This window comes from Taklimakanibacter albus (assembly GCF_016595235.1).
GTDB lineage: Bacteria > Pseudomonadota > Alphaproteobacteria > Rhizobiales > Aestuariivirgaceae > Taklimakanibacter > Taklimakanibacter albus.
Genome location: NZ_JAENHL010000008.1, coordinates 1,786,484 through 1,806,831 on the forward strand (window position 1 = coordinate 1,786,484; position 20,348 = coordinate 1,806,831).

Annotated in this window: 24 protein-coding genes; 11 read left to right on the plus strand and 13 right to left on the minus strand. The window is 63.1% G+C overall.

The genetic code is table 11. The features are described 5' to 3' along the window. Positions 1-27 precede the first annotated feature (27 nt). A complete protein-coding gene (locus JHL16_RS31445; protein WP_200188802.1) occupies positions 28-228 on the plus strand; it encodes a hypothetical protein in 201 nt (66 codons plus the stop codon). A gap of 118 nt (positions 229-346) precedes the next feature. Then, complete coding sequence (locus tag JHL16_RS31450) at positions 347-739, plus strand: cupin domain-containing protein (protein WP_200189664.1); 393 nt, start codon at positions 347-349, stop codon at positions 737-739. Between the two features lie 6 nt (positions 740-745). Here JHL16_RS31450 and JHL16_RS31455 read toward each other — a convergent pair whose 3' ends face one another. Continuing rightward, entirely contained in the window at positions 746-1,021 is a 276-nt protein-coding gene (locus JHL16_RS31455) for a hypothetical protein (RefSeq protein ID WP_200188803.1), read from the minus strand. A gap of 374 nt (positions 1,022-1,395) precedes the next feature. Between JHL16_RS31455 and JHL16_RS31460 the strand changes: the two genes are divergently transcribed. Continuing rightward, entirely contained in the window at positions 1,396-1,878 is a 483-nt protein-coding gene (locus tag JHL16_RS31460; protein WP_200188804.1) for a DUF992 domain-containing protein, read from the plus strand. A gap of 131 nt (positions 1,879-2,009) precedes the next feature. Then, complete coding sequence (locus tag JHL16_RS31465; RefSeq protein ID WP_200188805.1) at positions 2,010-2,696, plus strand: pentapeptide repeat-containing protein; 687 nt, start codon at positions 2,010-2,012, stop codon at positions 2,694-2,696. Between the two features lie 99 nt (positions 2,697-2,795). Here the strand turns inward: JHL16_RS31465 and JHL16_RS31470 are convergent, their stop codons facing one another. The 3 genes from JHL16_RS31470 to JHL16_RS31480 form a co-directional block, all read right to left on the minus strand. Then, positions 2,796-3,791 carry an adenosine kinase gene (locus JHL16_RS31470; RefSeq protein WP_200188806.1) on the minus strand — a complete coding sequence of 332 codons (996 nt, stop codon included), beginning with the start codon at positions 3,789-3,791 and terminating at the stop codon, positions 2,796-2,798. Between the two features lie 80 nt (positions 3,792-3,871). Next, complete coding sequence (locus JHL16_RS31475; RefSeq protein ID WP_200188807.1) at positions 3,872-7,051, minus strand: efflux RND transporter permease subunit; 3,180 nt, start codon at positions 7,049-7,051, stop codon at positions 3,872-3,874. 9 nt (positions 7,052-7,060) lie between these two features. Next, on the minus strand, positions 7,061-8,152 hold the full coding sequence (locus tag JHL16_RS31480) for an efflux RND transporter periplasmic adaptor subunit (RefSeq protein WP_200188808.1): 1,092 nt from the start codon (positions 8,150-8,152) through the stop codon (positions 7,061-7,063). 135 nt (positions 8,153-8,287) lie between these two features. Here JHL16_RS31480 and JHL16_RS31485 point away from each other — a divergent pair, with 135 nt between their 5' ends. Then, on the plus strand, positions 8,288-8,950 hold the full coding sequence (locus tag JHL16_RS31485; protein ID WP_200188809.1) for a sulfate transporter family protein: 663 nt from the start codon (positions 8,288-8,290) through the stop codon (positions 8,948-8,950). Here the strand turns inward: JHL16_RS31485 and nth are convergent. After that, a complete protein-coding gene (gene nth / locus JHL16_RS31490; protein WP_200188810.1) occupies positions 8,922-9,578 on the minus strand; it encodes an endonuclease III in 657 nt (218 codons plus the stop codon). The two genes, JHL16_RS31485 and nth, sit on opposite strands and share 29 nt — an antisense overlap. 55 nt (positions 9,579-9,633) lie before the next feature. Between nth and JHL16_RS31495 the strand changes: the two genes are divergently transcribed. Then, positions 9,634-10,098, plus strand: coding sequence for a DUF2244 domain-containing protein (locus JHL16_RS31495; RefSeq protein WP_200188811.1), 465 nt, complete (start codon positions 9,634-9,636; stop codon positions 10,096-10,098). 77 nt (positions 10,099-10,175) lie between these two features. After that, on the plus strand, positions 10,176-11,048 hold the full coding sequence (locus tag JHL16_RS31500) for a bifunctional helix-turn-helix domain-containing protein/methylated-DNA--[protein]-cysteine S-methyltransferase (protein WP_200188812.1): 873 nt from the start codon (positions 10,176-10,178) through the stop codon (positions 11,046-11,048). An 8-nt stretch (positions 11,049-11,056) separates the two neighbouring features. Here JHL16_RS31500 and JHL16_RS31505 read toward each other — a convergent pair whose 3' ends face one another. From JHL16_RS31505 to JHL16_RS31520, 4 genes are read right to left on the minus strand one after another with little or no spacing between them, the layout of a single operon-like run. Beyond that, a complete protein-coding gene (locus tag JHL16_RS31505; protein ID WP_200188813.1) occupies positions 11,057-11,677 on the minus strand; it encodes a 2,3-bisphosphoglycerate-dependent phosphoglycerate mutase in 621 nt (206 codons plus the stop codon). Between the two features lie 3 nt (positions 11,678-11,680). Then, on the minus strand, positions 11,681-12,481 hold the full coding sequence (gene dapB, locus JHL16_RS31510; RefSeq protein WP_200188814.1) for a 4-hydroxy-tetrahydrodipicolinate reductase: 801 nt from the start codon (positions 12,479-12,481) through the stop codon (positions 11,681-11,683). Beyond that, the gene (locus JHL16_RS31515) at positions 12,478-12,777 is read right to left on the minus strand and encodes a DUF1330 domain-containing protein (protein ID WP_200188815.1); all 300 of its coding nucleotides are present in this window, start codon (positions 12,775-12,777) and stop codon (positions 12,478-12,480) included. The genes dapB and JHL16_RS31515 overlap by 4 nt, the downstream gene beginning before the upstream one ends. Then, positions 12,777-13,064: a DUF1330 domain-containing protein gene (locus JHL16_RS31520; protein ID WP_200188816.1), complete on the minus strand. Its 288-nt coding sequence runs from the start codon at positions 13,062-13,064 to the stop codon at positions 12,777-12,779. The genes JHL16_RS31515 and JHL16_RS31520 overlap by 1 nt, the downstream gene beginning before the upstream one ends. Before the next feature lie 59 nt (positions 13,065-13,123). On the opposite strand from JHL16_RS31520, the gene JHL16_RS31525 reads away from it, so the two are divergent. After that, complete coding sequence (locus tag JHL16_RS31525) at positions 13,124-13,891, plus strand: potassium channel family protein (protein ID WP_200188817.1); 768 nt, start codon at positions 13,124-13,126, stop codon at positions 13,889-13,891. A gap of 27 nt (positions 13,892-13,918) precedes the next feature. Here JHL16_RS31525 and dnaJ read toward each other — a convergent pair whose 3' ends face one another. Together dnaJ and dnaK are read right to left on the minus strand one after the other, a co-directional pair. Continuing rightward, positions 13,919-15,070 (minus strand): molecular chaperone DnaJ, encoded by a 1,152-nt coding sequence (gene dnaJ, locus JHL16_RS31530; protein WP_200188818.1) that lies wholly within the window; start codon positions 15,068-15,070, stop codon positions 13,919-13,921. A gap of 113 nt (positions 15,071-15,183) precedes the next feature. Further along, positions 15,184-17,109 (minus strand): molecular chaperone DnaK, encoded by a 1,926-nt coding sequence (gene dnaK / locus JHL16_RS31535; RefSeq protein WP_200188819.1) that lies wholly within the window; start codon positions 17,107-17,109, stop codon positions 15,184-15,186. 290 nt (positions 17,110-17,399) lie between these two features. Between dnaK and JHL16_RS31540 the strand changes: the two genes are divergently transcribed. Genes JHL16_RS31540 through JHL16_RS31550 form a run of 3 tightly spaced genes read left to right on the plus strand, consistent with a single transcriptional unit; the run spans position 17,400 to position 19,065 of the window. Next, a complete protein-coding gene (locus JHL16_RS31540) occupies positions 17,400-18,071 on the plus strand; it encodes an acyl carrier protein (protein ID WP_200188820.1) in 672 nt (223 codons plus the stop codon). Further along, positions 18,068-18,670, plus strand: coding sequence for an alpha-ketoglutarate-dependent dioxygenase AlkB family protein (locus JHL16_RS31545; protein WP_200188821.1), 603 nt, complete (start codon positions 18,068-18,070; stop codon positions 18,668-18,670). The genes JHL16_RS31540 and JHL16_RS31545 overlap by 4 nt, the downstream gene beginning before the upstream one ends. Further along, positions 18,667-19,065 carry a DUF3052 domain-containing protein gene (locus JHL16_RS31550; protein ID WP_200188822.1) on the plus strand — a complete coding sequence of 133 codons (399 nt, stop codon included), beginning with the start codon at positions 18,667-18,669 and terminating at the stop codon, positions 19,063-19,065. Before JHL16_RS31545 ends, JHL16_RS31550 begins: the two co-directional genes overlap by 4 nt. A 47-nt stretch (positions 19,066-19,112) precedes the next feature. Here the strand turns inward: JHL16_RS31550 and JHL16_RS31555 are convergent, their stop codons facing one another. Next, a complete protein-coding gene (locus JHL16_RS31555) occupies positions 19,113-19,415 on the minus strand; it encodes a YegP family protein (RefSeq protein WP_200188823.1) in 303 nt (100 codons plus the stop codon). 90 nt (positions 19,416-19,505) lie between these two features. After that, positions 19,506-20,324, minus strand: coding sequence for an enoyl-ACP reductase FabI (fabI, locus tag JHL16_RS31560; protein WP_200188824.1), 819 nt, complete (start codon positions 20,322-20,324; stop codon positions 19,506-19,508). Positions 20,325-20,348: the final 24 nt, after the last annotated feature.

Here is a 20,348-nt window from a genome sequence, read left to right on the forward strand (position 1 = left end):
CGGCATGCGAAACTCAGCATGCGGATCATGGATCGAATCGTAAGGGACCTGCATCTCGGAAAGAGGCCCGCCGTCGCCATCGCTTATGCGGGCCTGCGCAAGCGGGGCTATATCGTGCTCGGCGACGCGACCAGCACCTCTCTCTATTGGGTGAACGGCAACCGGCTCACCACCTTCCAACTGATGGCGCTGGCGATCAGGCGCGGCGTGCGGCTCACACGGCGATAGGCTAGAGGTCGAGAAACAAAATACGTTCGTGCGGCATTTCCATTCCGCCCGAGATGAGGGGATTTTTTCGCAAGGACCGCCGCCGGCACGATTGAGGCGAATGGTTTTCATCGCTAAGATGGCGCGCATGAGCACATGCAAGATCATCCGCCGCAATCGCAGCGAAGGCTTCCACGGCAAGCAAGGCCTCGATTATTTCTCCGGCGTCTCGGCCGAGACGGCCGGCGCCAAGGCCATCTGCCTGCATCTTCTCGCCATGCCGCCAGGTGCGGAGGCCAAACCGCATTACCATGAGTCGCACGAGACGGCGATCTACATGCTCGAAGGCGCGGCTGAATTCCGCCACGGGCAGCAGCTCGAATTTGTCGACCGCGTCGAAGCCGGCGACTTCATCTATATTCCGGCCGGCGTTCCGCATCAGCCCTATAATCCGACCGAGCAGATCGCTCGCGCGCTCATCGCGCGCACCGACCCCAATGAACAGGAAAGTGTCGTATTGTTGCAGACCTGAAGCGGCTCAGCTCTTCAGTGGCGGCGGCACGTCGGGAATATGCAAGGCCTTCTGCATCGCCTTGACCGCTTCGAGGAAATCCTGAAACTCGTCCGGGCTCAATTCGGCGTGCTTGTAGTTCGTGGCGGCAACCAGTCCCAGCACCACATATCTTTCGTGCGTGAGCCTGTCGCGCTTGAGGCGCATCGTCAGGCGGACATTGCCGTCATCGATCGGTACCGCCGTCTTTTGCAGAAGCTCGCCCAGAACGGCCCGCTTGAGAGACCTGATGAAGCCCGCCATGTGATCCTCGGATCACGCCAGCCCCGGCATATAAGCTGGAGGCCACCGCGCATTCCGCTCCTCTTAAGACGCGCCCTCTCAAGATAGGTGGCGGCCTACAGGAGGTGGCGCGCGAAGGCAAGACGGCCTGATCCGCAAACGCGGATATTTTTTTGCTCCGGCTGAGCTTTTGCACATGACGAAATTTTCATGTGCGACCGGCGAAACGCCGCGCCGGGCAAGCCCCGGAAATTGAATAGAAATCGTCACAAATGTGGCATCCGGGCCTCCACAATTCCGCCAAGGTGTTGGAGGCTTTTCAACCCCGGCCGGGAACCGGCGGGCCGCCAGACCGTTCTGGTAGATGGAATAAACTCAAAATAAGGGACTACCTCATGAAAAAATGGATGATTTCCGCGGGCGCCGCCGCCGTGGCCATGGCACTCCTCGCCGCCAGCCCTGCTTCGGCGAAGAGCGGCATCAAGATCGGCTCGCTGAACTGCACCGTTTCGGGCGGCGTCGGCCTCATCCTGGGCTCGTCCAAGAAGATGAAGTGCAAGTTCGTCTCGGTGACCGGTCGCAAGGTCGAGCGTTATACCGGCTCGATCACCAAGATCGGCATCGATATCGGCTTCACCAAGAAGAGCTATATCACCTGGGCGGTTTTTGCCGGCGGCAACACCAAGCGTGGCGCGCTGGCGGGCTCCTATGGCGGCGCCTCGGCCGAAGCGACCGTCGGCGTCGGCCTCGGCGCCAATGTGCTGGTCGGCGGCTTCAAGAAGACCATCGCGCTGCAGCCGGTCAGCATCCAGGGCCAGAAGGGCCTCAATGTCGCGGCGGGCATCGCCGGCCTCCACCTGAAATATGCCGGCCGCTGACCTCCAGCGACCGACTCTGTAGTGATTGAAACGCATGGAGCTTTGCAGGCTCCATGCGTATAATCATGTCTGAAGGTCATGATCGCTCGAGGTCGATTCGGCCGGGAGCAAATGGTGCGGAGGATCGGGTGTTGCGTGGATATCTGGGCAGGACGGGACTGTCGCTTGTGTTCCTCGGCCTCTTCGTTCAGGCGGCGGATGCTGGCTGCAAGGAAGGACCGGCGCCGGCGGTCGACTGGTCGAATTGCAACAAGCAGCTTTTGCAGCTCGACGGCAGCGATCTGACCGGTGCCAATCTCGAGGGTGCCTTCCTGTCGGGGACCGGTCTCACCTCGGTGCGTCTCGCCAAGGCCAATATGCAACGCAGCGAACTGGTCCGCACCTCGCTGAAGCAAGCCGACCTCACCGGCGCCAATCTCGAAAAGAGCCTGTCGAGCCGCGCCGACTTCCAAGGCGCCACGCTCAAGGGCGCGCGCCTGGTGAAGGCCGAATTCCTGCGGGTGAGTTTCGACGGCGCCGATCTCACCGGCGCCGACCTGTCCGACGGCGAATTCTCGCGCAACAGTTTCGTCAAGGCCAATCTCTCCGGCGCCAATCTCTCCGGCGCCATGCTGCAGCGGGGCAATTTCAAGGACGCCACGCTCGCCGGCGCCTCCTTCAAGCGCACCTATCTCTATTGGACGCGTTTCGAAGGCGCCGATCTCAGCCAGGCCGTCGACCTGACCCAGACGCAGCTCAACATGTCCTGCGGCGATGCGCAGACGAAATTGCCGGCCGGGCTCACGATGCCGACCAACTGGCCCTGCGGCGCGGACTAGAGCACCGGGCATAGAAGCGCTCCGGCGCTCTATCTCAATTTTATGCGCATCGGATTAGCCGAAAACCGCTTCGCACTTTTCGGTCCGATGCTCTAAACCCTATAAGAGTCCATTCGCCTTGGCATGCGCGTTGAGCGCGATCTCCGGGCGGGCACCCACATGCGAGATCACTTCGGCTGCCGCCAGCGCGCCGAGCCTGGCGCATTGGACCAGAGACAGGTCGCGGGTGAAGCCATAGAGAAAACCCGAGGCAAAGAGATCGCCGGCACCCGTCGCATCGACGACCTTGTCGACCGGATGCGCCTCGACGACATGGACCTCATCACCCTTGACGATGACGCAGCCGGCTTCCGAACGCGTCAGAGCGGCGATGGCGCAATCCTTGCGCACGCGCTGCAACGCCTCGTCGAAATGCTCGACCTGATAGAGCGAGGTGATTTCCTTCTCATTGGCGAAGACGATGTCGATGTCGTTGCGGATCAGCTCGAGGAAGCTGTCGCGATGACGGTCGACGCAGAAGGAATCGGAAAGCGTGATGGAGACGAGGCGCCCCGCCGCGCGGGCGATCTGCGCCGCTTTCTTGAAGGCCTGCTTGGCGAGCGGCGGGTCCCACAGATAGCCTTCGAGATAGGTGACCTTGGCGGCGGCGACGACGGCCTCGTCGATGTCGCCGGGCGACAGATGCACGCAGGCGCCGAGGAAGGTGTTCATGGTGCGCTCGCCATCGGGCGTGATGAGGATGAGCGAGCTCGCCGTCCCTGGACCTGCGGTGGCATGCACGGTATCGAAATGGACGCCGGCCGAGCGGGTGTCATGGGTGAAGACCCGGCCCAGCTCGTCGGCCTTGACCTTGCCGATGAAAGCCACCGAGCCTCCGAAAGAAGCGACGCCGACCGCCGTATTGGCGCCCGAGCCGCCGGAGATCCGGGTCGAGGGCCCCATGTCCTCGAAAAGCTCGGAGGATTCCGTCTCGTTGACGAGCCGCATCATGCCCTTGGTGACATTGTGGCGGCTGAGGAAATTCTCCTCCACACGCGAGAAGACATCGACAATGGCATTGCCAATGGTCAGGACATCGAAAGTCGGCTTGGTCATGATTTCCTATGGGAAAAATGGGCGGGAAACCGAGCCCCTACAGGATCGGTCCGGTCGCCGCAAGACGGCGGTTTTCGCCGTCATGCCTCAGGTTTGGGGGCTGGCGGAGCCTCCTCGGCCGCGGGTGCCACGGGGGTTTTGGCCCCGCGCCCGACGAGGCGATGGGTGAATTCGCGCCCGCTCTGGGCGAGGACGTAAAGCCCCGGAATGACGAAGATGCCGAGCAGGCTCGCGGCCAGCATGCCGCCGAAGACGGCGGTGCCGACGGCGCGCTGGGTCGCCGCCCCCGCGCCCGAGGCGATCACCAGCGGCACCAGCCCCAAGATGAAGGCGAAGGACGTCATCATCACGGCGCGGAAGCGCAAATTGGCGCCTTCGATCGCGGCGTCGGCGATGCCGACGCCCTTGCGGCGCTGCTCCATGGCGAATTCGACGATGAGAATCGCATTTTTGGCGGCGAGCGCGATCAGCACGACGATGCCGATCTGGGCATAGACATTGTTGTCGAGGCCGGCAAACTTCAGCGCCAGCATGGCACCGAGGAGGCCAGCCGCCACCGAGACGATCACCGCCAGCGGGACGGTCCAGCTTTCATAAAGCGCCACGAGAAAGAGATAGGCGAAGAGCACGGCGAGCATCAGGATGCCGGCCGTCTTGCCGCCGGCTTCTTTTTCCTGAAGCGCGGTGCCCGTCCATTCATACCCATAACCAACCGGCAGTGTCGCCTTGGCCACCACCTCCATCGCGGCGATGGCCTCGCCCGAGGAGCGGCCGGGCGCCGGCGCGCCATTGATGGTGACGGAGCGCAGATTGTTGTAGCGGGTCATGCCGGCGGGCGCGAAGGAGAGCTCGACATCGGCAAGTGCCCGCAGCGACACGAGCTCGCCAGAGGAGCTGCGCACCCGCACCAGATAGATATCGTCGGGCGTCATGCGGCTCGCCGCATCGGCCTGCACCTTGACCTGCCAGGTGCGCCCGAACAGGTTGAAGTCGTTCACATAGGTGCCGCCGAGGGCGACTTGCAGCGCGTTGTAGATGTCGACGACGGCCACGCCCAAGGTCTGGGCGCGCTCGCGATCGACCTTGACGGTCAATTGCGGCGTCGCCGCGCTGAAGGTGGTGAAGACGCCGGCGAGGCGCGGATCCTGATTGGCGGCGATGCTCAAGCCACGAGCCACGGCGGCGATGTCGGCGGGTGGCGCGCCGGTATTGCTCTGCAGCTGGAACTCGAAGCCGGAGCCGGTGCCGAGGCCCTGGATCGGCGGCGGGTTGAACGGGAAGATGCTGGCGGCGGCAATCGATTGCAGGTCGCGACGCAATTCCGCGATGGCCGCGAAAGCCGACATGTCGGGCGCCTTGCGTTCCTCGAACGGCTTCAGCAGCACGACGAAGAAGGCCTTGTTGGGGAGCGCCAGGCCGTCGAGGATGCTGTAGCCCGACACCGTGAAATAGGCTTCCGCCCAAGGTTTCTTGGCGATCAGTTCCTCGACGCGCTTGACGACGGCGGCGGTGCGCTCGGTCGAGGCCGAATCCGGCAGCTGGATCTCACCCATGAAGGCGCCCTGGTCCTCATCGGGCAGGAAGCCGGTCGGGATCGTCTTGGCGAGCCAGCCGGCGCCGCCGGCGAAGAGGCCGACCAGCAGAAGCGCCAGGAGGGCGCGGCGCGCCAAGGGCCTGACCAGCGCTACATAACCGCCCTTGGCGCCTTCGACGCCGCGGTTGAAGAACTTGAAGATGCCGCGCGGGGGACCGCGATGCTTGAGCAGCAGTGAGCACAGTGCCGGCGACAAAGTGAGCGCGTTGATGGCCGAGATCACCATCGACACCGAAACGGCGACGGCGAATTGCATATAAAGCTGGCCGGTGATGCCCGGAATGAACGCCGTCGGCACGAAGACCGACAGCAGCACCAAAGTGATGGCGATGATCGGGCCGGTGATCTGGCCCATCGCTTTCTCGGTCGCCTCGGCGGGGGTGAGCTCGGGATGCTCCTGCAGCACATGCTCGACATTCTCGACGACGACGATCGCGTCATCGACGACGATGCCGATGGCCAGCACCAGCGCCAGGAGCGAGATGGTGTTGAGCGAGAAGCCGAAGGCCAAGAGCACCGCCATGGTGCCGATGAGAGCGACCGGCACGGCGATGATCGGAATGAGCGTGGCGCGGAAATTGCCGAGGAAGACCAGGACGACCAGCGCCACCAGCACGAAGGCCTCGCCCAGCGTGTGCATGACGCTTTCCATCATCTTCTCGACGAAGACGGTGGAGTCGTAGGCGACGGCATAGTCGACGTCGTCCGGGAAATCCGCCTTCAAGGTCTCGAGCGCCTTGCGGACATTCGCGGCGGTCGCCAGCGCGTTGGCGCCCGGCGCCTGATAGATGGCGACGCCGGCGGTCGGGCCGCCATTGAAGCTCGCATCGGAATCGAGCGTCTTGGCGCCGAGCTCGACGCGGGCGACGTCCTTGACGCGCACGAGGCCGCCGCTCTCGGTGGCGCGGATGACGATGTTCTCGAATTCGGCCGGATCGCTGAGCCGGCCCTTGGCGTTGAGATTGATCTGCAGCGCCGTGTCCTTCACCAGCGGTGCGGCGCCGATGCGGCCTACGGCGGCCTGGACATTCTGCTGCTGGATCGCCGTCACCACATCCGCGGACGTCAGGCCCAGGCTGGCCAGACGATCCATGTCGAGCCAGATGCGCATCGAATAGTCCTTGGCGCCGAATAGCATGACCTCGCCGACGCCCGGCACGCGGGCCAGGCGGTCGAGAATGTTGATGGTCACGTAGTTCGACAGGAAGAGTCCGTCGCGCGAGCCCTTGGGCGAATAAAAGCTCATCACCTGCAACATCGCCGATGACTTCTTCTTCACCACGATGCCGTTGCGCTGCACCTCCGCCGGCAGTTGCGAAAGGACCTGATTGACGCGGTTCGAGACGTTGACGGCGTTGAGATCGGGATCGGAACCGACCGAGAAGCTGACGCTCAGGCCATAGGTGCCGTCGGCGCCCGAGGTCGACTTCATATAGATCATCTTGTCGACGCCATTGACGGCGGGCTCGATGATCTGCGCGACAGAGGCCTCGACGGCGGCGGCATCGGCGCCCGGATAGACGCCGGAAACCTGCACCTGCGGCGGCACGATGTCAGGGAACTGGGCGACCGGCAGTGCGTAATAAGCGATGAGGCCGGCGATGGAGATGACGATCGAAATGACGAAGGCCAGGCGTGGCCTGTGGATGAAGACGGAGGAGATCATCGCCCGCTCCTAGTTAGAGGCTTCGGCACGCTGCGGCGCGACGACCATGCCCGCCCGCACGCGCTGCAGGCCCTCGACGATGACGAGATCGCCGTCCTTCAAACCTTCGGTAACGGCGATCCGGCCGTCGCGCTGCTGGCCGGTCTTGACCCGGCGCTGCTCGACCTTGTTGGCGGTGTCGACGACGAAGACATAGGAACCCGCCTGGTCGGCGGCCAGCGCCGCCTGCGGCACGGTGACCGACGGCGCCTCCTGCGCACGCTCGAGGACGACGCGAATCGTCTGTCCATCGGTGAGGATGCGGTCGGGATTGGGAAACACCGCGCGCACCAATTGACTGTCAGTCTTCTGATCGACCACCACGTCGATGAAATCGAGCTTGCCCGGCTTGTCGTAGAAGCTGCCGTCGGCGAGCCGCAGTTTGACGTTCACCTCACCGCCACCGCTTTTCTTGTATTCGAGAATCTCGCGCTGAGTGACGTTGAAGAGCGCCCGCACCTCGTCGTCGCGCACGATCGTCGCCAGGACACCCGAGGATGGATCGACGAGATTGCCTTCCGTGAAGGTCGTTCTGCCGATGCGGCCGGGGATCGGCGCCTTGATCGTCGTGTAGGAGAGCTGGATCTCGGCCTCGCGCAGGGCCGCTTGCATCTGCATGACCGCGGCGCGGGCTTTGTCGGCATCGGCCTGGCGCTGGTCGACCTGGGCTTTGGCGAGCGCATTGGTCTTCACGAGGTCGAGGCCGCGCTGGAGATTGAGATTGGCATTCTGGGCATCCGCCTGAGCGGAAGCGAGTTGGGCCTGACTCTGGTCGATCGTCGCCTGGAACGAATCGGGCTCGATCTCGAACAACGTCTGGCCTTCCTTGACGTCGTCGCCGTCCTTGAAATCGACCTTCTTGATGAAACCCGTCACCCGGGCGCGCAGTTCGACCTTCTCGATCGCCTCGATGCGGCCGACGAAATCCACCCGCTGGGCGATCACCTCCATCCGGGCCGGCTCGACGACCACGGCCGGCGGTGGCGCTGCCTGCTGCTGGGCATAGGAAGGAATAATGGAAAGAGCCACCGCGAAGAGCAGACCGCTTGCCAGCTTTCTCAATTTCGCCTCACTTCCGCACCGCGCCACATTTATGGCCTTGAAGCTAAGCGATAAAGCCATTCTCCGCAACTTTAGGGATTACAGCATGCTTACCGGCCCTTCAAACCGGGGCGCCGGTCGATTATCTATGCCGCCATGATCAAAGCCGCCTTCACCGCCCTTGGCGATGTCCTCTCCCCCGATTTCCGCAGCGTTCTCTTCAAGGCGGTCGGGCTGGCCATCGTGCTGCTCATCGCCATCGTCGCCGGAACGGTGTTCCTGCTCGACATGCTGAAGCTCACCCCCTGGGGCTGGGGCAACAGCATCATCGAAGTGGTGGGCGGCCTCGGCGTCGCGGTGCTCGCCTTTTTCATGATCCCGCCGGTCACTGCCCTCTTCGCCGGCCTCTATCTGGATCACATCGCCGGCCTCGTCGAGCGCAAGCACTATCCGTCAGATCCACCGGGCAGTGAATTGCCGACCACCAAGGCGATCCTGCTTGGCGTGCAATTCGGCCTCCTGGTGCTCCTCGTCAATCTGGCGGTGCTGCCGATGCTGCTCTTCGGCGTCGGCGCGATCGTGCTGCTCATCGTCAACGCCTATCTGATCAGCCGCGAATATTTCGAGATGGCGGCGATGCGCCACATGGCGGTGGACGAGGCCAAGGAACTGCGCCGGCAGAACACGCCGCATATCTTCATCGCCGGCTTCGTTCCCGCAGCACTTGCCCTTGTGCCCTTCGTCAACCTCACCGTGCCCTTGTTCTCGACGAGCTACTTCGTGCACATCTTCAAGGGACTGAAACGGTCTTCTCCTTGAACAGGCAGAGATCGTTGATGAGACAGCGCGGGCATTCGGGCTTGCGCGCCTTGCACACATAACGGCCGTGCAGAATGAGCCAGTGATGGGCGTGGCGCTTATATTCGGGCGGCACCACCTTTTCGAGCTTGAGCTCGACCTCGAGCGGCGTCTTGCCGGGCGCCAGCCCGGTGCGGTTGCCGAGCCGGAAGAGATGCGTGTCGACGGCGATGGTGGGCTCGCCGAAAGCGATATTGAGCACGACATTCGCCGTCTTGCGCCCGACCCCCGGCAGTTCCTCGAGCGCGGCCCGATCACGCGGCACTTCGCTGCCATATCTGTCGATGAGGATCTGCGACAGCGCGATCACATTCCTGGCCTTCATCCGATAGAGACCAATGGTGCGGATATAGGAGATGAGCTCCGCCTCGCCGAGCTCGACCATCTTTTCCGGCGTGTCGACGAATTTGAACAGGGGACCGGTGGCGCGGTTGACGCCGACATCGGTCGCTTGCGCCGAAAGCACCACGGCGACGAGGAGCGTGTAAGGATTGACATAATCGAGCTCGCCCTCGGGTGCGGGATCCGCCGCCTGGAAACGGCGGAACATCTCCGTGATCTGATCCGGTTTGAGCCTGCGCGGCGCCATGATTCTCTCATCTGTTTCAGGTGACCTGAGCCCAGTTGGAGCCTAAGATCAAGCCATGCAGCAGACCTTCCGCGCCACGCTCAAGCCCTATCGCTCGCTGAGCCAGAAAGGCTTTCTGATTCTGATGAGCGTGTTGATCGGCCTCAATTTCGCGGCCGGCACCGCCTTCTATCTGCTCGGCGCCTGGCCGATCGCCCCGTTTCTCGGCCTCGATGTCGCGCTCGTCTGGTGGGCCTTCCGCAAGAATTACGCCGATGCGCTGAAGGAAGAGCAGATCGAGGTGACGGACCATGAGCTGATCCTCAAGCGTTTCGACCATGACCGGCAACACGAGGAGCTGCATTTCACCCGCGGCTGGGTCAAGGTCGAGCTGGAAGAGGACCATGACCGCGAATTGATCGGCAGCCTTTATTTGCGCTTCAAAGGTCGGCGCACCGAGATCGGCCAGTTCCTCGCCGCCCATGACCGCAAGGCCTTCGCCGATACGCTGCGCGGCGCGCTGGCTCGACCGCGTATTTGAAAGTACCGTGATTACAATGGCTTAGATTGCGCAAGAATCGGGTGGTTTCGGCGCCCGGAGCTTCCTAGATTCCGATCATGACAACCGAGATCGAAACCCTGTCCACCCCCGCCCGCGACTATGAGATCGTGAAGAAGACGCTCGCCTTCATTCACGAGACCTGGCGCGAGCAGCCCTCGCTCGAAGAGATCGCCGAGCAGGCGCAACTGAGTCCGACCCATCTGCAGCGGCTGTTCACCCGCTGGGCCGGCCTCTCGCCCAAAGCCTTCCTGCAGGCGGTGACGCTCGACCATGCGCGCGGCCTCCTGCGCGAATCCGCATCGATCCTCGACACGGCCTATGAAGTGGGCTTGTCTGGACCGGGGCGGCTGCACGACCTCTTCGTCACCCATGAAGGCATGACCCCCGGCTTCTACAAAGCGGGCGGCAAGGGCCTCACCTTGCGCTTCGGCTTCCATGACTGCCCCTTCGGGCGCGCGCTGGTGATGATCACCGACCAGGGCCTCGCCGGCCTCGCTTTCGCCGATGACGGGGCGGAGAAGGACGCGCTCATCGACATGCAGTCGCGCTGGCCGGGCGCCGCCTATATCGAGGACTGGCTCGCCACCAAGCCTTATGCCGACCGCATCTTCAAGCCGGAGAACTGGCGCCGCGACGAGCCCTTGCGCGTCGTCTTCATCGGCAGCGATTTCGAGATCCGCGTCTGGGAGACGCTGTTGCGCATCCCGCTCGGCAAACGCTCGACCTATTCCGACGTCGCCGCCCATATCGGCAACCCCAAAGCGGCGCGCGCGGTCGGCGCCGCGGTCGGCCGCAATCCGGTCTCCTTCGTGGTGCCCTGCCACCGGGTGCTCAGCAAATCCGGCAGCCTGTGCGGCTATCACTGGGGACTTACCCGCAAACGCGCCATCCTCGGCTGGGAGGCCGGGATCAGCGCCAAAGCGGCGTGATCAGCTGATCACCCGTTGAGTATCTCGATCTTCTCGGGGCGTGAATCGGCCTTGAGGCGATAGAAGACCGGTACGCCGGTCTCGAGTTCGCGCTTCAGGATTTCCGCCGGCGTCAGGCCTTCGATGGCCATGATCAGAGAACGCAATGAATTGCCATGCGCCGCCACCAGAACGCTTTTGCCCGACAACACATCCGGCTGGATGTGTGTCATGTAATAAGGCAGGGCGCGCGCCAGCGTGTCCTTGAGGCTCTCGCCGCCGGGCGGCGGCACGTCATAGGAACGGCGCCAGACGAGGACCTGCTCCTCGCCCCATTTCTTGCGTGCATCGTCCTTGTTGAGGCCGGTCAAGTCGCCATAGTCGCGCTCATTCAGCGCCTGGTCCTTGACGGTCTTGAGACCGGTCTGGCCGAGCTCGGCCAGCATCAAATCGAGCGTGTGCTGGGCGCGCGTCAGCACGCTCGTATAGGCGATATCGAATTTGAGACCTTTGCGCTTCAAGCGCTCGCCCGCCGCCTTGGCTTCGGCGATGCCCTTCTCGGTCAGGCCCGGGTCTTTCCAGCCGGTGAACAGATTCTTCAGATTCCACTCACTCTGTCCGTGGCGGACAAGCACCAATATGCGATCCATCGATTACTCCAGTCCCAATACGTCGGCCATCGAATAGAGACCGGGTTTCTTGTCTTGCGCCCAAAGGGTGGCACGCACGGCGCCGCGCGCAAAGAGGTCGCGGCTCGCCGCCCTATGAGTGAGCTCGATGCGCTCGTCCGGCCCGGCGAACATCACCGTGTGCTCGCCGACGACGCTGCCGCCGCGCAAGGTGGCGAAGCCGATATGGCCTTCAGGACGGGCGCCGGTGTGACCGTCGCGCGCGCGCACCGAGGATTTCGTGAGATCGAGCTTGCGGCCTTCGGCCGCCGCCTGGCCCAGCAGCAAAGCGGTGCCCGAGGGCGCGTCGATCTTGTGCTTGTGATGCATTTCGAGGACCTCGATGTCGAAATCGGGGCCCAAGGTCGCCGCCACCTTGCGCACCAGGGCGGCGAGCAGATTGACGCCTAAGCTCATATTGCCCGATTTCACGATGCGGGCATGGCGGGCGGCCGCCTTGATCTTCTCGTCACCCTCCTTGTCGATGCCGGTGGTGCCGATGACATGGACGATACGGGCTTGCGCCGAGAGCTCGGCCAGCGCCAGCGTCGCCTTCGGGACAGTGAAGTCGATCAAGCCTTCGATCCTGGTGAACAGCGCCAAGGGCTCGTCGGTGATTTTGACGCCGAGCGGTCCCAAGCCGGCAAGCTCGCCCATATCGGCGCCGACGGCACTCGAGCCTTTCGGCTCGATGCCGCCCGCGACTTCGAGACCTTCCGTCTCATGCACGATGCGGGTGAGAACGCGGCCCATGCGGCCGGCCGCTCCGGCGATGGCGATCTTCATGACACTCCCTCGACAATGACGACGTCGCTCTCGGCACAGGTCTCGAAGATCTTCAGCGCCGCCTGATATTCGGGCGAACGGAAGCAGGCCTTGGCGGCTTCGAGAGACGGAAATTCGAGGATCACATGGCGGTCACGCGACGATCCCTTGACCACTTCATAAGGACCACCGCGCACCAGGAATTTGGCGCCATAGGTCTCGAGCGGCATCTTGTTGGCGGCGACATAGTCCTTGTAGCGCTCAGGATCCTTCACCGTGACGCGCACCATCCAATAGCCCTTAGCGGAACCGGCCATCACACACCCTCGACGATGACGATATTGGCCGACCCGGCGCCCTGACGCTTGGCCTTGGCGGACTGATATTCGGGGGAATTGTAGCAGGCGACCGCGTCCTCATAGGACGGGAATTCGATCACCACATTGCGCGGACGCCCCTCGCCTTCCATCTGGCCTGAGCGGCCGCCGCGCGCCAGGATATTGGCGCCATATTTCTTGAACGCCAGGGGCGCGCTTTCGGCGTAAAGCTTATACTGCTCGGGATTGGACACGACGACTTGCGCAATCCAATAGGCCTTGGGCATGCTGCCTTCTCCCCTTCAAGTTCGGGGACAGGCTCTAAGTTAAAGGTTCGGACTGGTCAATGGCGCTGAAAAACTTCGTTCGGGAACTCTATGAAGGGGCCTCGAGCCGGGCGCACCGCTTCCGCTACGGCCTCATCACCTTCGATATCGCGACAATCGTCTTTCTCGTGGTGTCGTCCTTCCTGCCGCGCACGCCGCTGATCGGCGTGATCGACGTCATTATCGGCATCATCATCCTCACCGACTTCCTGGCGCGCTTCTGGATCAGCCGCGACCGCCTCGGCGATCTCATGCACCCCGGCAATCTCGCCGACATCGTGGTCATCGTCTCGCTCCTGGCGCCAGTCGCCGGCGAAGGCCTCGCCTTCCTGCGCGTGGTGCGGGTGCTGCGCATCATGCGCTCCCCCCTCGTTCTCATGCGCATGCGCCGTGACTCGCGGCTCTTCCGCGAGAACGAGCAGTCGGTGATGGCCGCGCTCAATCTCGGGCTCTTCATCTTCGTGACCACGGGGATCGTCTATGAAAGCCAGCGCGGCCTCAACGAGCACATCACCAACTATGCCGATGCGCTCTATTTCACCGTCTCGACGCTGACCACCACGGGCTTCGGCGACATCACGCTGCAAGGCCATTGGGGCCGCATGCTGTCGGTGCTGATCATGATCTTCGGCGTGTCCTTGTTTCTGCGCCTGATCCAGATCCTGATCCGGCCGCACAAGGTCGAGCACAAATGCCCGGATTGCGGCCTCAAACGCCATGACGCCGATGCCGTCCATTGCAAACATTGCGGCCGGGTCCTGCATATCGAGGACGAAGGCGCGGTGTGAGCGGGACGAGAACTCGCGGACGCTCGACTACGAGCCAAAACCTTCCCAGAAGGCGCGGGCCTTGGCGAAGAAGCCTTCCGATTCGGGCGAGTTGTTGCGGGATTCCTTCTCGAAATCCTTGAGCAGGTCACGCTGCTTGCGCGACAGGTTGACCGGCGTTTCGACCGTCACCTGAATATACATGTCGCCCATCTGGTTCGAGCGCAGCACCGGCATGCCCTTGCTCTTGAGGCGGAACTGCTTGCCGGTCTGAGCGCCTTCGGGGATCGATACGCGCGCCTTCTTGCCGTCGATGGTCGGCACTTCGATGTCGCCGCCGAGCGAGGCGACGATCATCGAGACCGGCACCTTGCAGAAGAGATCGGCGCCGTCGCGCTGGAAGAACTCATGCGGGCGCACCGACAGGAAGATATAAAGATCGCCGGCCGAGCCGCCGCGCAGGCCCGCTTCGCCTTCGCCGGCAAGCCGGATGCGGGTGCCGTCCTCGACGCCCGCCGGAATGTTGACCGACAGCGTGCGCTCGCGGGTGAGCCGGCCCTGGCCGCCGCAATTGCTGCACGGATCGGAAATGACCTGGCCGTTGCCATGGCATGTGGGGCAGGTGCGCTCGACGGTGAAGAAGCCCTGGGCCGCCCGGACCGCACCCTGGCCGCCGCAGGTGCCGCAGGTCTTGGGGCTGGAGCCCGGCTTGGCGCCCGAGCCTTTGCAGACATCGCAAGCGGTGGCGGTCGGCACCCGGATCTGCGCCGTCTTGCCGGAATAGGCTTCGGTGAGGCTGATTTCCATGTTGTAGCGCAGGTCCGAACCGCGCGCCGCCGATGTCCGGCCGCCGCCCCGGCCGCGGCCACGGCCACCGCCCATGAACTCGCCGAACAGGTCCTCGAAGATGTCCGACATCGAGGAGGTGAATTCGGGACCGAAGCCCGGACCGCCGGGACGTCCGCCCATGCCGCCCTCGAAAGCAGCATGGCCGAAGCGGTCATAGGCCGCCTTCTTCTGCGGGTCCTTCAGGACCTCATAGGCCTCGGTGATTTCCTTGAATTTGTGCTCGGCCGTCTTGTCGCCCGGATTGGCGTCGGGATGCAATTGCTTGGCGAGCTTACGATAGGCGCCTTTCAGCTCCTTCTCGTCGGCGCCCTTCTGCACTCCCAGAACTTCATAATAGTCGCGCTTGGCCATTCTGACCCGTCCGCCCAGCTCTTCTTAACCTGTTTCCGCACGCCCGAAAAAGATGCTTCTCCCCGCGGGTTGCGCGGGGAGAAGATTTTCGGGCTGGAAACAGGACACGTTTCTTAGGCCGACTTCTTGTTGTCGTCGTCCTTGACCTCGGTGAAGTCGGCATCGACGACATCGTCGGCACCGCCTTGACCACCCTGGCCGCCGGCATCGGGGCCGGCATCCGCACCAGGCTGGCTCTGCGCCTTATAAAGCGCCTCGCCAAGCTTCATGGCGGACTGCGCCAGAGCGTTGGTCTTCTCCTTGATGTCCTCGACATCGGTGCCTTCCATCGCCGTCTTGAGATCGGCAATGGCGGCCTCGACCGTCGACTTGTCGGCTTCGGAGACCTTGTCGCCGAGCTCGGTCATCGACTTCTGGGTCGAATGGATCAGGCTCTCGCCGTGATTCTTGGCTTCGACCAGGTCCTTGCGCTTCTTGTCCTCGGCAGCATTGGCCTCGGCGTCCTTGACCATCTTCTCGACTTCCGCATCGGAAAGACCGCCGGAGGCCTGGATGCGGATCTGCTGCTCCTTGTTCGTCGCCTTGTCCTTGGCCGACACGTTGACGATGCCGTTGGCGTCGATGTCGAAGGTGACCTCGATCTGCGGCATGCCGCGCGGCGCCGGCGGCAGGCCCATGAGATCGAACTGGCCGAGCATCTTGTTGTCGGCCGCCATCTCACGCTCGCCCTGGAAGACGCGGATCGTCACGGCGGTCTGATTGTCGTCAGCCGTCGAGAAGACCTGGCTCTTCTTGGTCGGGATCGTGGTGTTGCGCTCGATGAGGCGGGTGAACACGCCGCCCAAGGTCTCGATGCCCAGCGACAGCGGGGTCACGTCGAGAAGCAGAACGTCCTTCACTTCGCCCTTGAGGACGCCGGCCTGGATCGCGGCACCCATGGCCACGACTTCGTCCGGATTGACGCCCTTATGCGGCTCCTTGCCGAAGAACTGCTTCACCACCTCGATGACCTTCGGCATGCGGGTCATGCCGCCGACGAGGACAACCTCGTCGATCTGGCCCGCGGTGACGCCGGCATCCTTCAAGGCCTGGCGGCAGGGCTCGACCGTCTTCTGGATGAGATCATCCACGAGGGCTTCGAGCTTGGCGCGCGTCAGCTTGAGGGTGAGATGCTTCGGACCGGCCTGGTCGGCGGTGATGAAGGGCAGGTTGATTTCGGTCTGGGTCGAAGACGAGAGTTCGATCTTCGCCTTTTCAGCGGCTTCCTTCAGGCGCTGCAAAGCGAGCTTGTCCTTGCGCAGGTCAATGCCCTGCTCCTTCTTGAACTCGTCCGCGAGATAATCGACGATGCGCATGTCGAAGTCTTCGCCACCCAGGAAGGTGTCGCCATTGGTCGACTTCACTTCGAAGACGCCGTCGCCGATCTCCAGAACGGAAATGTCGAAGGTGCCGCCGCCCAAGTCATAGACCGCGATGGTGCCGGCCTCTTTCTTGTCGAGACCGTAAGCGAGAGCAGCCGCCGTCGGCTCGTTGATGATGCGCAGCACTTCGAGGCCGGCGATCTTGCCGGCATCCTTGGTGGCCTGGCGCTGGCTGTCGTTGAAATAAGCGGGAACGGTGATGACCGCCTGGGTGACGGTTTCACCCAGATAACGCTCCGCCGTCTCCTTCATCTTCTGAAGGATGTAGGCCGAGATCTGCGAGGGGGCATAGTTCTGGCCGCGGGCCTCGACCCACGCATCGCCATTGTCCGCCTTCACGATGTGATAGGGGACGAGCTTCTTGTCCTTCTCGACCATCGGGTCGTTCCAGCGCCGGCCGATCAGGCGCTTGATGGCGAAGAAGGTATTCTCCGGATTGGTGACCGCCTGGCGCTTGGCCGGCTGACCGACGAGCTGTTCACCGTCGGCATTAAAAGCGACGATCGACGGGGTGGTGCGCGCCCCTTCCGCATTCTCGATGACCTTGGGCAGCTTGCCTTCGATCACGGAAACGCAGGAATTGGTGGTACCGAGGTCGATCCCTATGACTTTTCCCATTTACAAAACCTCCTAGCGGCAGACCCTGGTGGAAGCCCTATCCGGCACTTCCGCCCCGGACTCGAAAGTGGGGTGCGGGTCCCCTATTACGTTGAACCGGACCTCCCCCGTGGGTTGGAGGTGAATCCGGCGTTCGGGGGCTATATAAGGTTGGAAGCCGGCCCTATCAAGTTTTGGTGAGAGCTGAAGCCCAAGTTCCGAAAGGTTTCCGGGTGGCCGGAAAGGCGCCGGCGCGCCAGATTGCCGTCCCGGTCCCAGCATGGGAAAGCTAGGGCCACAGGAGTACACCCATGGCGTCCCCTTACCTGCCGGATCCCGAGGATGTCGAGGATCTTCTCATGACCCTGGAAAAGGCCTTCGAGGTCCGCTTCGTCCAGAGCGATGCCGACAAGGTCAGCACCGTGGGAGACCTGTTTGAGGTTCTTCAGGCCAAGATGGGAACCACCTCGCACCGCCGCCAGCGCTGCCTCAGTGCCGTTACCTTCTACCGGCTCAAGAAAGCGGTCGCCGCCGCCACCGGCATCGAGGTGGGGCCACGGACGGCGATTTCAGATGTCTTTCCCGCGAGGGCCCTGGCCTCCCGGATAAAGGCGCTTGGCGATCAAACCGGCCTCAGGCTGCCTCCCGTCCCCTATGCTGCAGATCAGAGCTTTCTGTTCCTGGTCGGGATCGCATCTTGTCTCACCGCCTTCTATCTCGGCGTGACGACCACTGCCGGACTGGTCGCCCTTCTCCTCGGCCTTGGCGCCTTCGGCGTCCTGCGGTTTGCCGAGTTCCCGCGCTCCATGACTCAGCATGATTTCGGCGCGCTCGCCCGCGAAACCGCCTTCTTCAATTACGGCCGCCTCGCCCGCGAGACCGGGACGCTGAGCAATGTCGACTTGTGGAATGCTCTGGAATTCATGATCCGCAAAGACGGTCTTTTCGACGGTACATTCGACAGAGAGACCCGCCTCGTATGAGCAGCGGCCTTAAATATCTGCCGTCCTATTTCGACCGGGCGGCGCAGGAGGCCCTGATCACCGCGATCGAGGCAGCCGTCGCCCAAGCTCCCTTCTACACGCCGGTGATGCCAAGGAGCGGCCGGCCCTTCACCGTCCGGATGAGCAATCTGGGACAGCTCGGCTGGGTGTCGGACCGGGACGGCTACCGCTATCAGGCGCAGCATCCCGAAACCGGCGAGCCCTGGCCGGAGATCCCGGACCAGGTGCTGGCGCTCTGGCGCAAGGTGGCGGACTATCCGCATGATCCGGAAGCCTGTCTGGTAAACCATTATCGCGAAGGCGCCAAACTGGGCCTGCATCGCGATGAGGACGAGAAGGATTTCGCCGCCCCGGTCGTCTCGATCTCGCTCGGCGACACCGCCATCTTCCGCATCGGCGGAACCGAGCGGAGCGGCAAGACGGAAACCCTGAAGCTTTCCTCTGGCGATGTGCTGGTGTTGGGCGGCGCCTCGCGGCTGCGCTATCACGGCATCGACCGGGTGCTCAGCGGGACCTCGACGCTTCTCAAGCAAGGCGGCCGCCTCAATCTCACCTTGCGGCGGGTGACCAAGCCATGAGCATGGCCGGCTATTCGGGAACGCCTCTGTGGAAGAAGCTCGGCTTCAAGCCCGGCATGAAAATCGCCCTCATCCATGCCCCCGCTCATTATGCGAGCCTGATGGCGGACGCGCCCGAGGGCTTGAGCTTCGGCCAGACGGCCAAAGCGAGCGACGCCATCCATCTCTTCATCGGTGATACCAAAGGCCTTGCCCTGATCACAAAGCTGGCCGTGCACCTGCCGCCGGCCAGCATGCTTTGGGTGTCGTGGCCGAAACTGTCTTCGCGCCTCTCCACCGGCCTCAGCGAGAACGATATCCGCAAGGTCGCGCTGGCCGCGGGCCTCGTCGATATCAAGGTCTGCGCGCTCGATCAGGACTGGTCCGGCCTCAAGCTCACCCGGCGCAAGAAATAGGGCAGAGTCCTTTAGACCCCGCCCCTGCAACTTTTCGGGCCGATGCTTTAGCCCTTCCAGCTATTCAGGCCGGCATTGTGCTCGCAGTTCTTCTTCGATGAGAAGGCCTCGCTGGCCTTGCCGACCTGCTTGCCGTTGGAGGCGATGCAGCGCCAGCGATGGCCACCGGCGTCATCCTGGTAGAATTCCCACTTGTCCTTGGACGTGTCGCGCGTCGCATTGGCCTCGCAGTCGGCCTTCGACTTGTAGCCTTCCGATGACGCGCCGATGATTTCGCCATTGCCCGCCTTGCGGCGCCAGCGCCATTCGCCGGCCTTGTCTTCGTAATATTCGAGTTTGCTCTCAGCCATTGAGTTGCCTCCGATCCATTCAAAGCCGGAGACGACTCATCTCCCGCCCTGTGCAGTTTCGATACAGTCGGCGGCTGTTGTCCAGAGTTTTCAGTCGTCGCCTTCTTCGAAAGCGCGCTTCAAGTCTTCCGGGCGCGGCGTCGAGATGATGTTGTAGCCCGAATCCACATAATGGATTTCGCCGGTGACACCGCCCGAGAGCGGCGACAGCAGGTACAATGCGGCACCGCCCACTTCGTCGAGTGTCACGGTGCGGCGCAGCGGCGAATGACGCTTCTGGAAGTTGAACATGGCGCGCGCATCGCCGATGCCGGCGCCGGCCAGCGTGCGCATCGGCCCGGCCGAGATGGCGTTCACCCGCACCCCTTGCGGGCCATAATCGGCGGCGAGATAACGCACCGAGGATTCGAGCGCCGCCTTGGCCACACCCATCACATTGTAATTCGGCATCACCCTGACCGAGCCGCCATAAGTGAGCGTCACCAGCGAGCCGCCATTCGGCATCAGCGCCGCCGCCTTGCGGGCGATCTCGGTGAAGGAGAAGCACGAAATGATCATCGTGCGGACGAAGTTGTCGCGGCTCGTATCGGCATATTTGCCCTTGAGCTCGGCCTTGTCGGAGAAGGCGATGGCGTGAACGACGAAATCGATGGTGCCCCATTGCTTGGCGATGGCGGCGAAGGTCTCATCGACGGTCGCGACATTCTCAACGTCGCAGGGCAGCACCAGCTTCGAGCCGACGGTCTCGGCGAGCGGCTTCACGCGACGCCCGAACGCCTCGCCCTGATAGGTGAAGGCGAGCTCGGCACCCTGATCATGCAGGGACTTGGCGATGCCCCAGGCAATCGAATGATCGTTCGCCACCCCCATGACGAGGCCGCGCCGGCCCTTCATCAACCCGTTCGTCATCACTCCCCTACACTTTCCGATCGC

Bases quoted from the DNA above. Each gene is read 5' to 3' on its own strand.
- JHL16_RS31475 (WP_200188807.1), bottom strand. From the start codon at position 7,051: ATGATCTCCTCCGTCTTCATCCACAGGCCACGCCTGGCCTTCGTCATT.
- JHL16_RS31485 (WP_200188809.1), top strand. From the start codon at position 8,288: ATGATCAAAGCCGCCTTCACCGCCCTTGGCGATGTCCTCTCCCCCGAT.
- JHL16_RS31495 (WP_200188811.1), top strand. From the start codon at position 9,634: ATGCAGCAGACCTTCCGCGCCACGCTCAAGCCCTATCGCTCGCTGAGC.
- JHL16_RS31445 (WP_200188802.1), top strand. From the start codon at position 28: ATGGATCGAATCGTAAGGGACCTGCATCTCGGAAAGAGGCCCGCCGTC.
- dnaK (WP_200188819.1), bottom strand. From the start codon at position 17,109: ATGGGAAAAGTCATAGGGATCGACCTCGGTACCACCAATTCCTGCGTT.
- JHL16_RS31470 (WP_200188806.1), bottom strand. From the start codon at position 3,791: ATGACCAAGCCGACTTTCGATGTCCTGACCATTGGCAATGCCATTGTC.
- JHL16_RS31450 (WP_200189664.1), top strand. From the start codon at position 347: ATGGCGCGCATGAGCACATGCAAGATCATCCGCCGCAATCGCAGCGAA.
- JHL16_RS31550 (WP_200188822.1), top strand. From the start codon at position 18,667: ATGAGCATGGCCGGCTATTCGGGAACGCCTCTGTGGAAGAAGCTCGGC.
- JHL16_RS31515 (WP_200188815.1), bottom strand. From the start codon at position 12,777: ATGGCCGGTTCCGCTAAGGGCTATTGGATGGTGCGCGTCACGGTGAAG.
- JHL16_RS31455 (WP_200188803.1), bottom strand. From the start codon at position 1,021: ATGGCGGGCTTCATCAGGTCTCTCAAGCGGGCCGTTCTGGGCGAGCTT.
- JHL16_RS31545 (WP_200188821.1), top strand. From the start codon at position 18,068: ATGAGCAGCGGCCTTAAATATCTGCCGTCCTATTTCGACCGGGCGGCG.
- JHL16_RS31460 (WP_200188804.1), top strand. From the start codon at position 1,396: ATGAAAAAATGGATGATTTCCGCGGGCGCCGCCGCCGTGGCCATGGCA.
- JHL16_RS31505 (WP_200188813.1), bottom strand. From the start codon at position 11,677: ATGGATCGCATATTGGTGCTTGTCCGCCACGGACAGAGTGAGTGGAAT.
- fabI (WP_200188824.1), bottom strand. From the start codon at position 20,324: ATGACGAACGGGTTGATGAAGGGCCGGCGCGGCCTCGTCATGGGGGTG.
- JHL16_RS31500 (WP_200188812.1), top strand. From the start codon at position 10,176: ATGACAACCGAGATCGAAACCCTGTCCACCCCCGCCCGCGACTATGAG.
- JHL16_RS31555 (WP_200188823.1), bottom strand. From the start codon at position 19,415: ATGGCTGAGAGCAAACTCGAATATTACGAAGACAAGGCCGGCGAATGG.
- nth (WP_200188810.1), bottom strand. From the start codon at position 9,578: ATGGCGCCGCGCAGGCTCAAACCGGATCAGATCACGGAGATGTTCCGC.
- dapB (WP_200188814.1), bottom strand. From the start codon at position 12,481: ATGAAGATCGCCATCGCCGGAGCGGCCGGCCGCATGGGCCGCGTTCTC.
- JHL16_RS31540 (WP_200188820.1), top strand. From the start codon at position 17,400: ATGGCGTCCCCTTACCTGCCGGATCCCGAGGATGTCGAGGATCTTCTC.
- JHL16_RS31525 (WP_200188817.1), top strand. From the start codon at position 13,124: ATGGCGCTGAAAAACTTCGTTCGGGAACTCTATGAAGGGGCCTCGAGC.
- dnaJ (WP_200188818.1), bottom strand. From the start codon at position 15,070: ATGGCCAAGCGCGACTATTATGAAGTTCTGGGAGTGCAGAAGGGCGCC.
- JHL16_RS31520 (WP_200188816.1), bottom strand. From the start codon at position 13,064: ATGCCCAAGGCCTATTGGATTGCGCAAGTCGTCGTGTCCAATCCCGAG.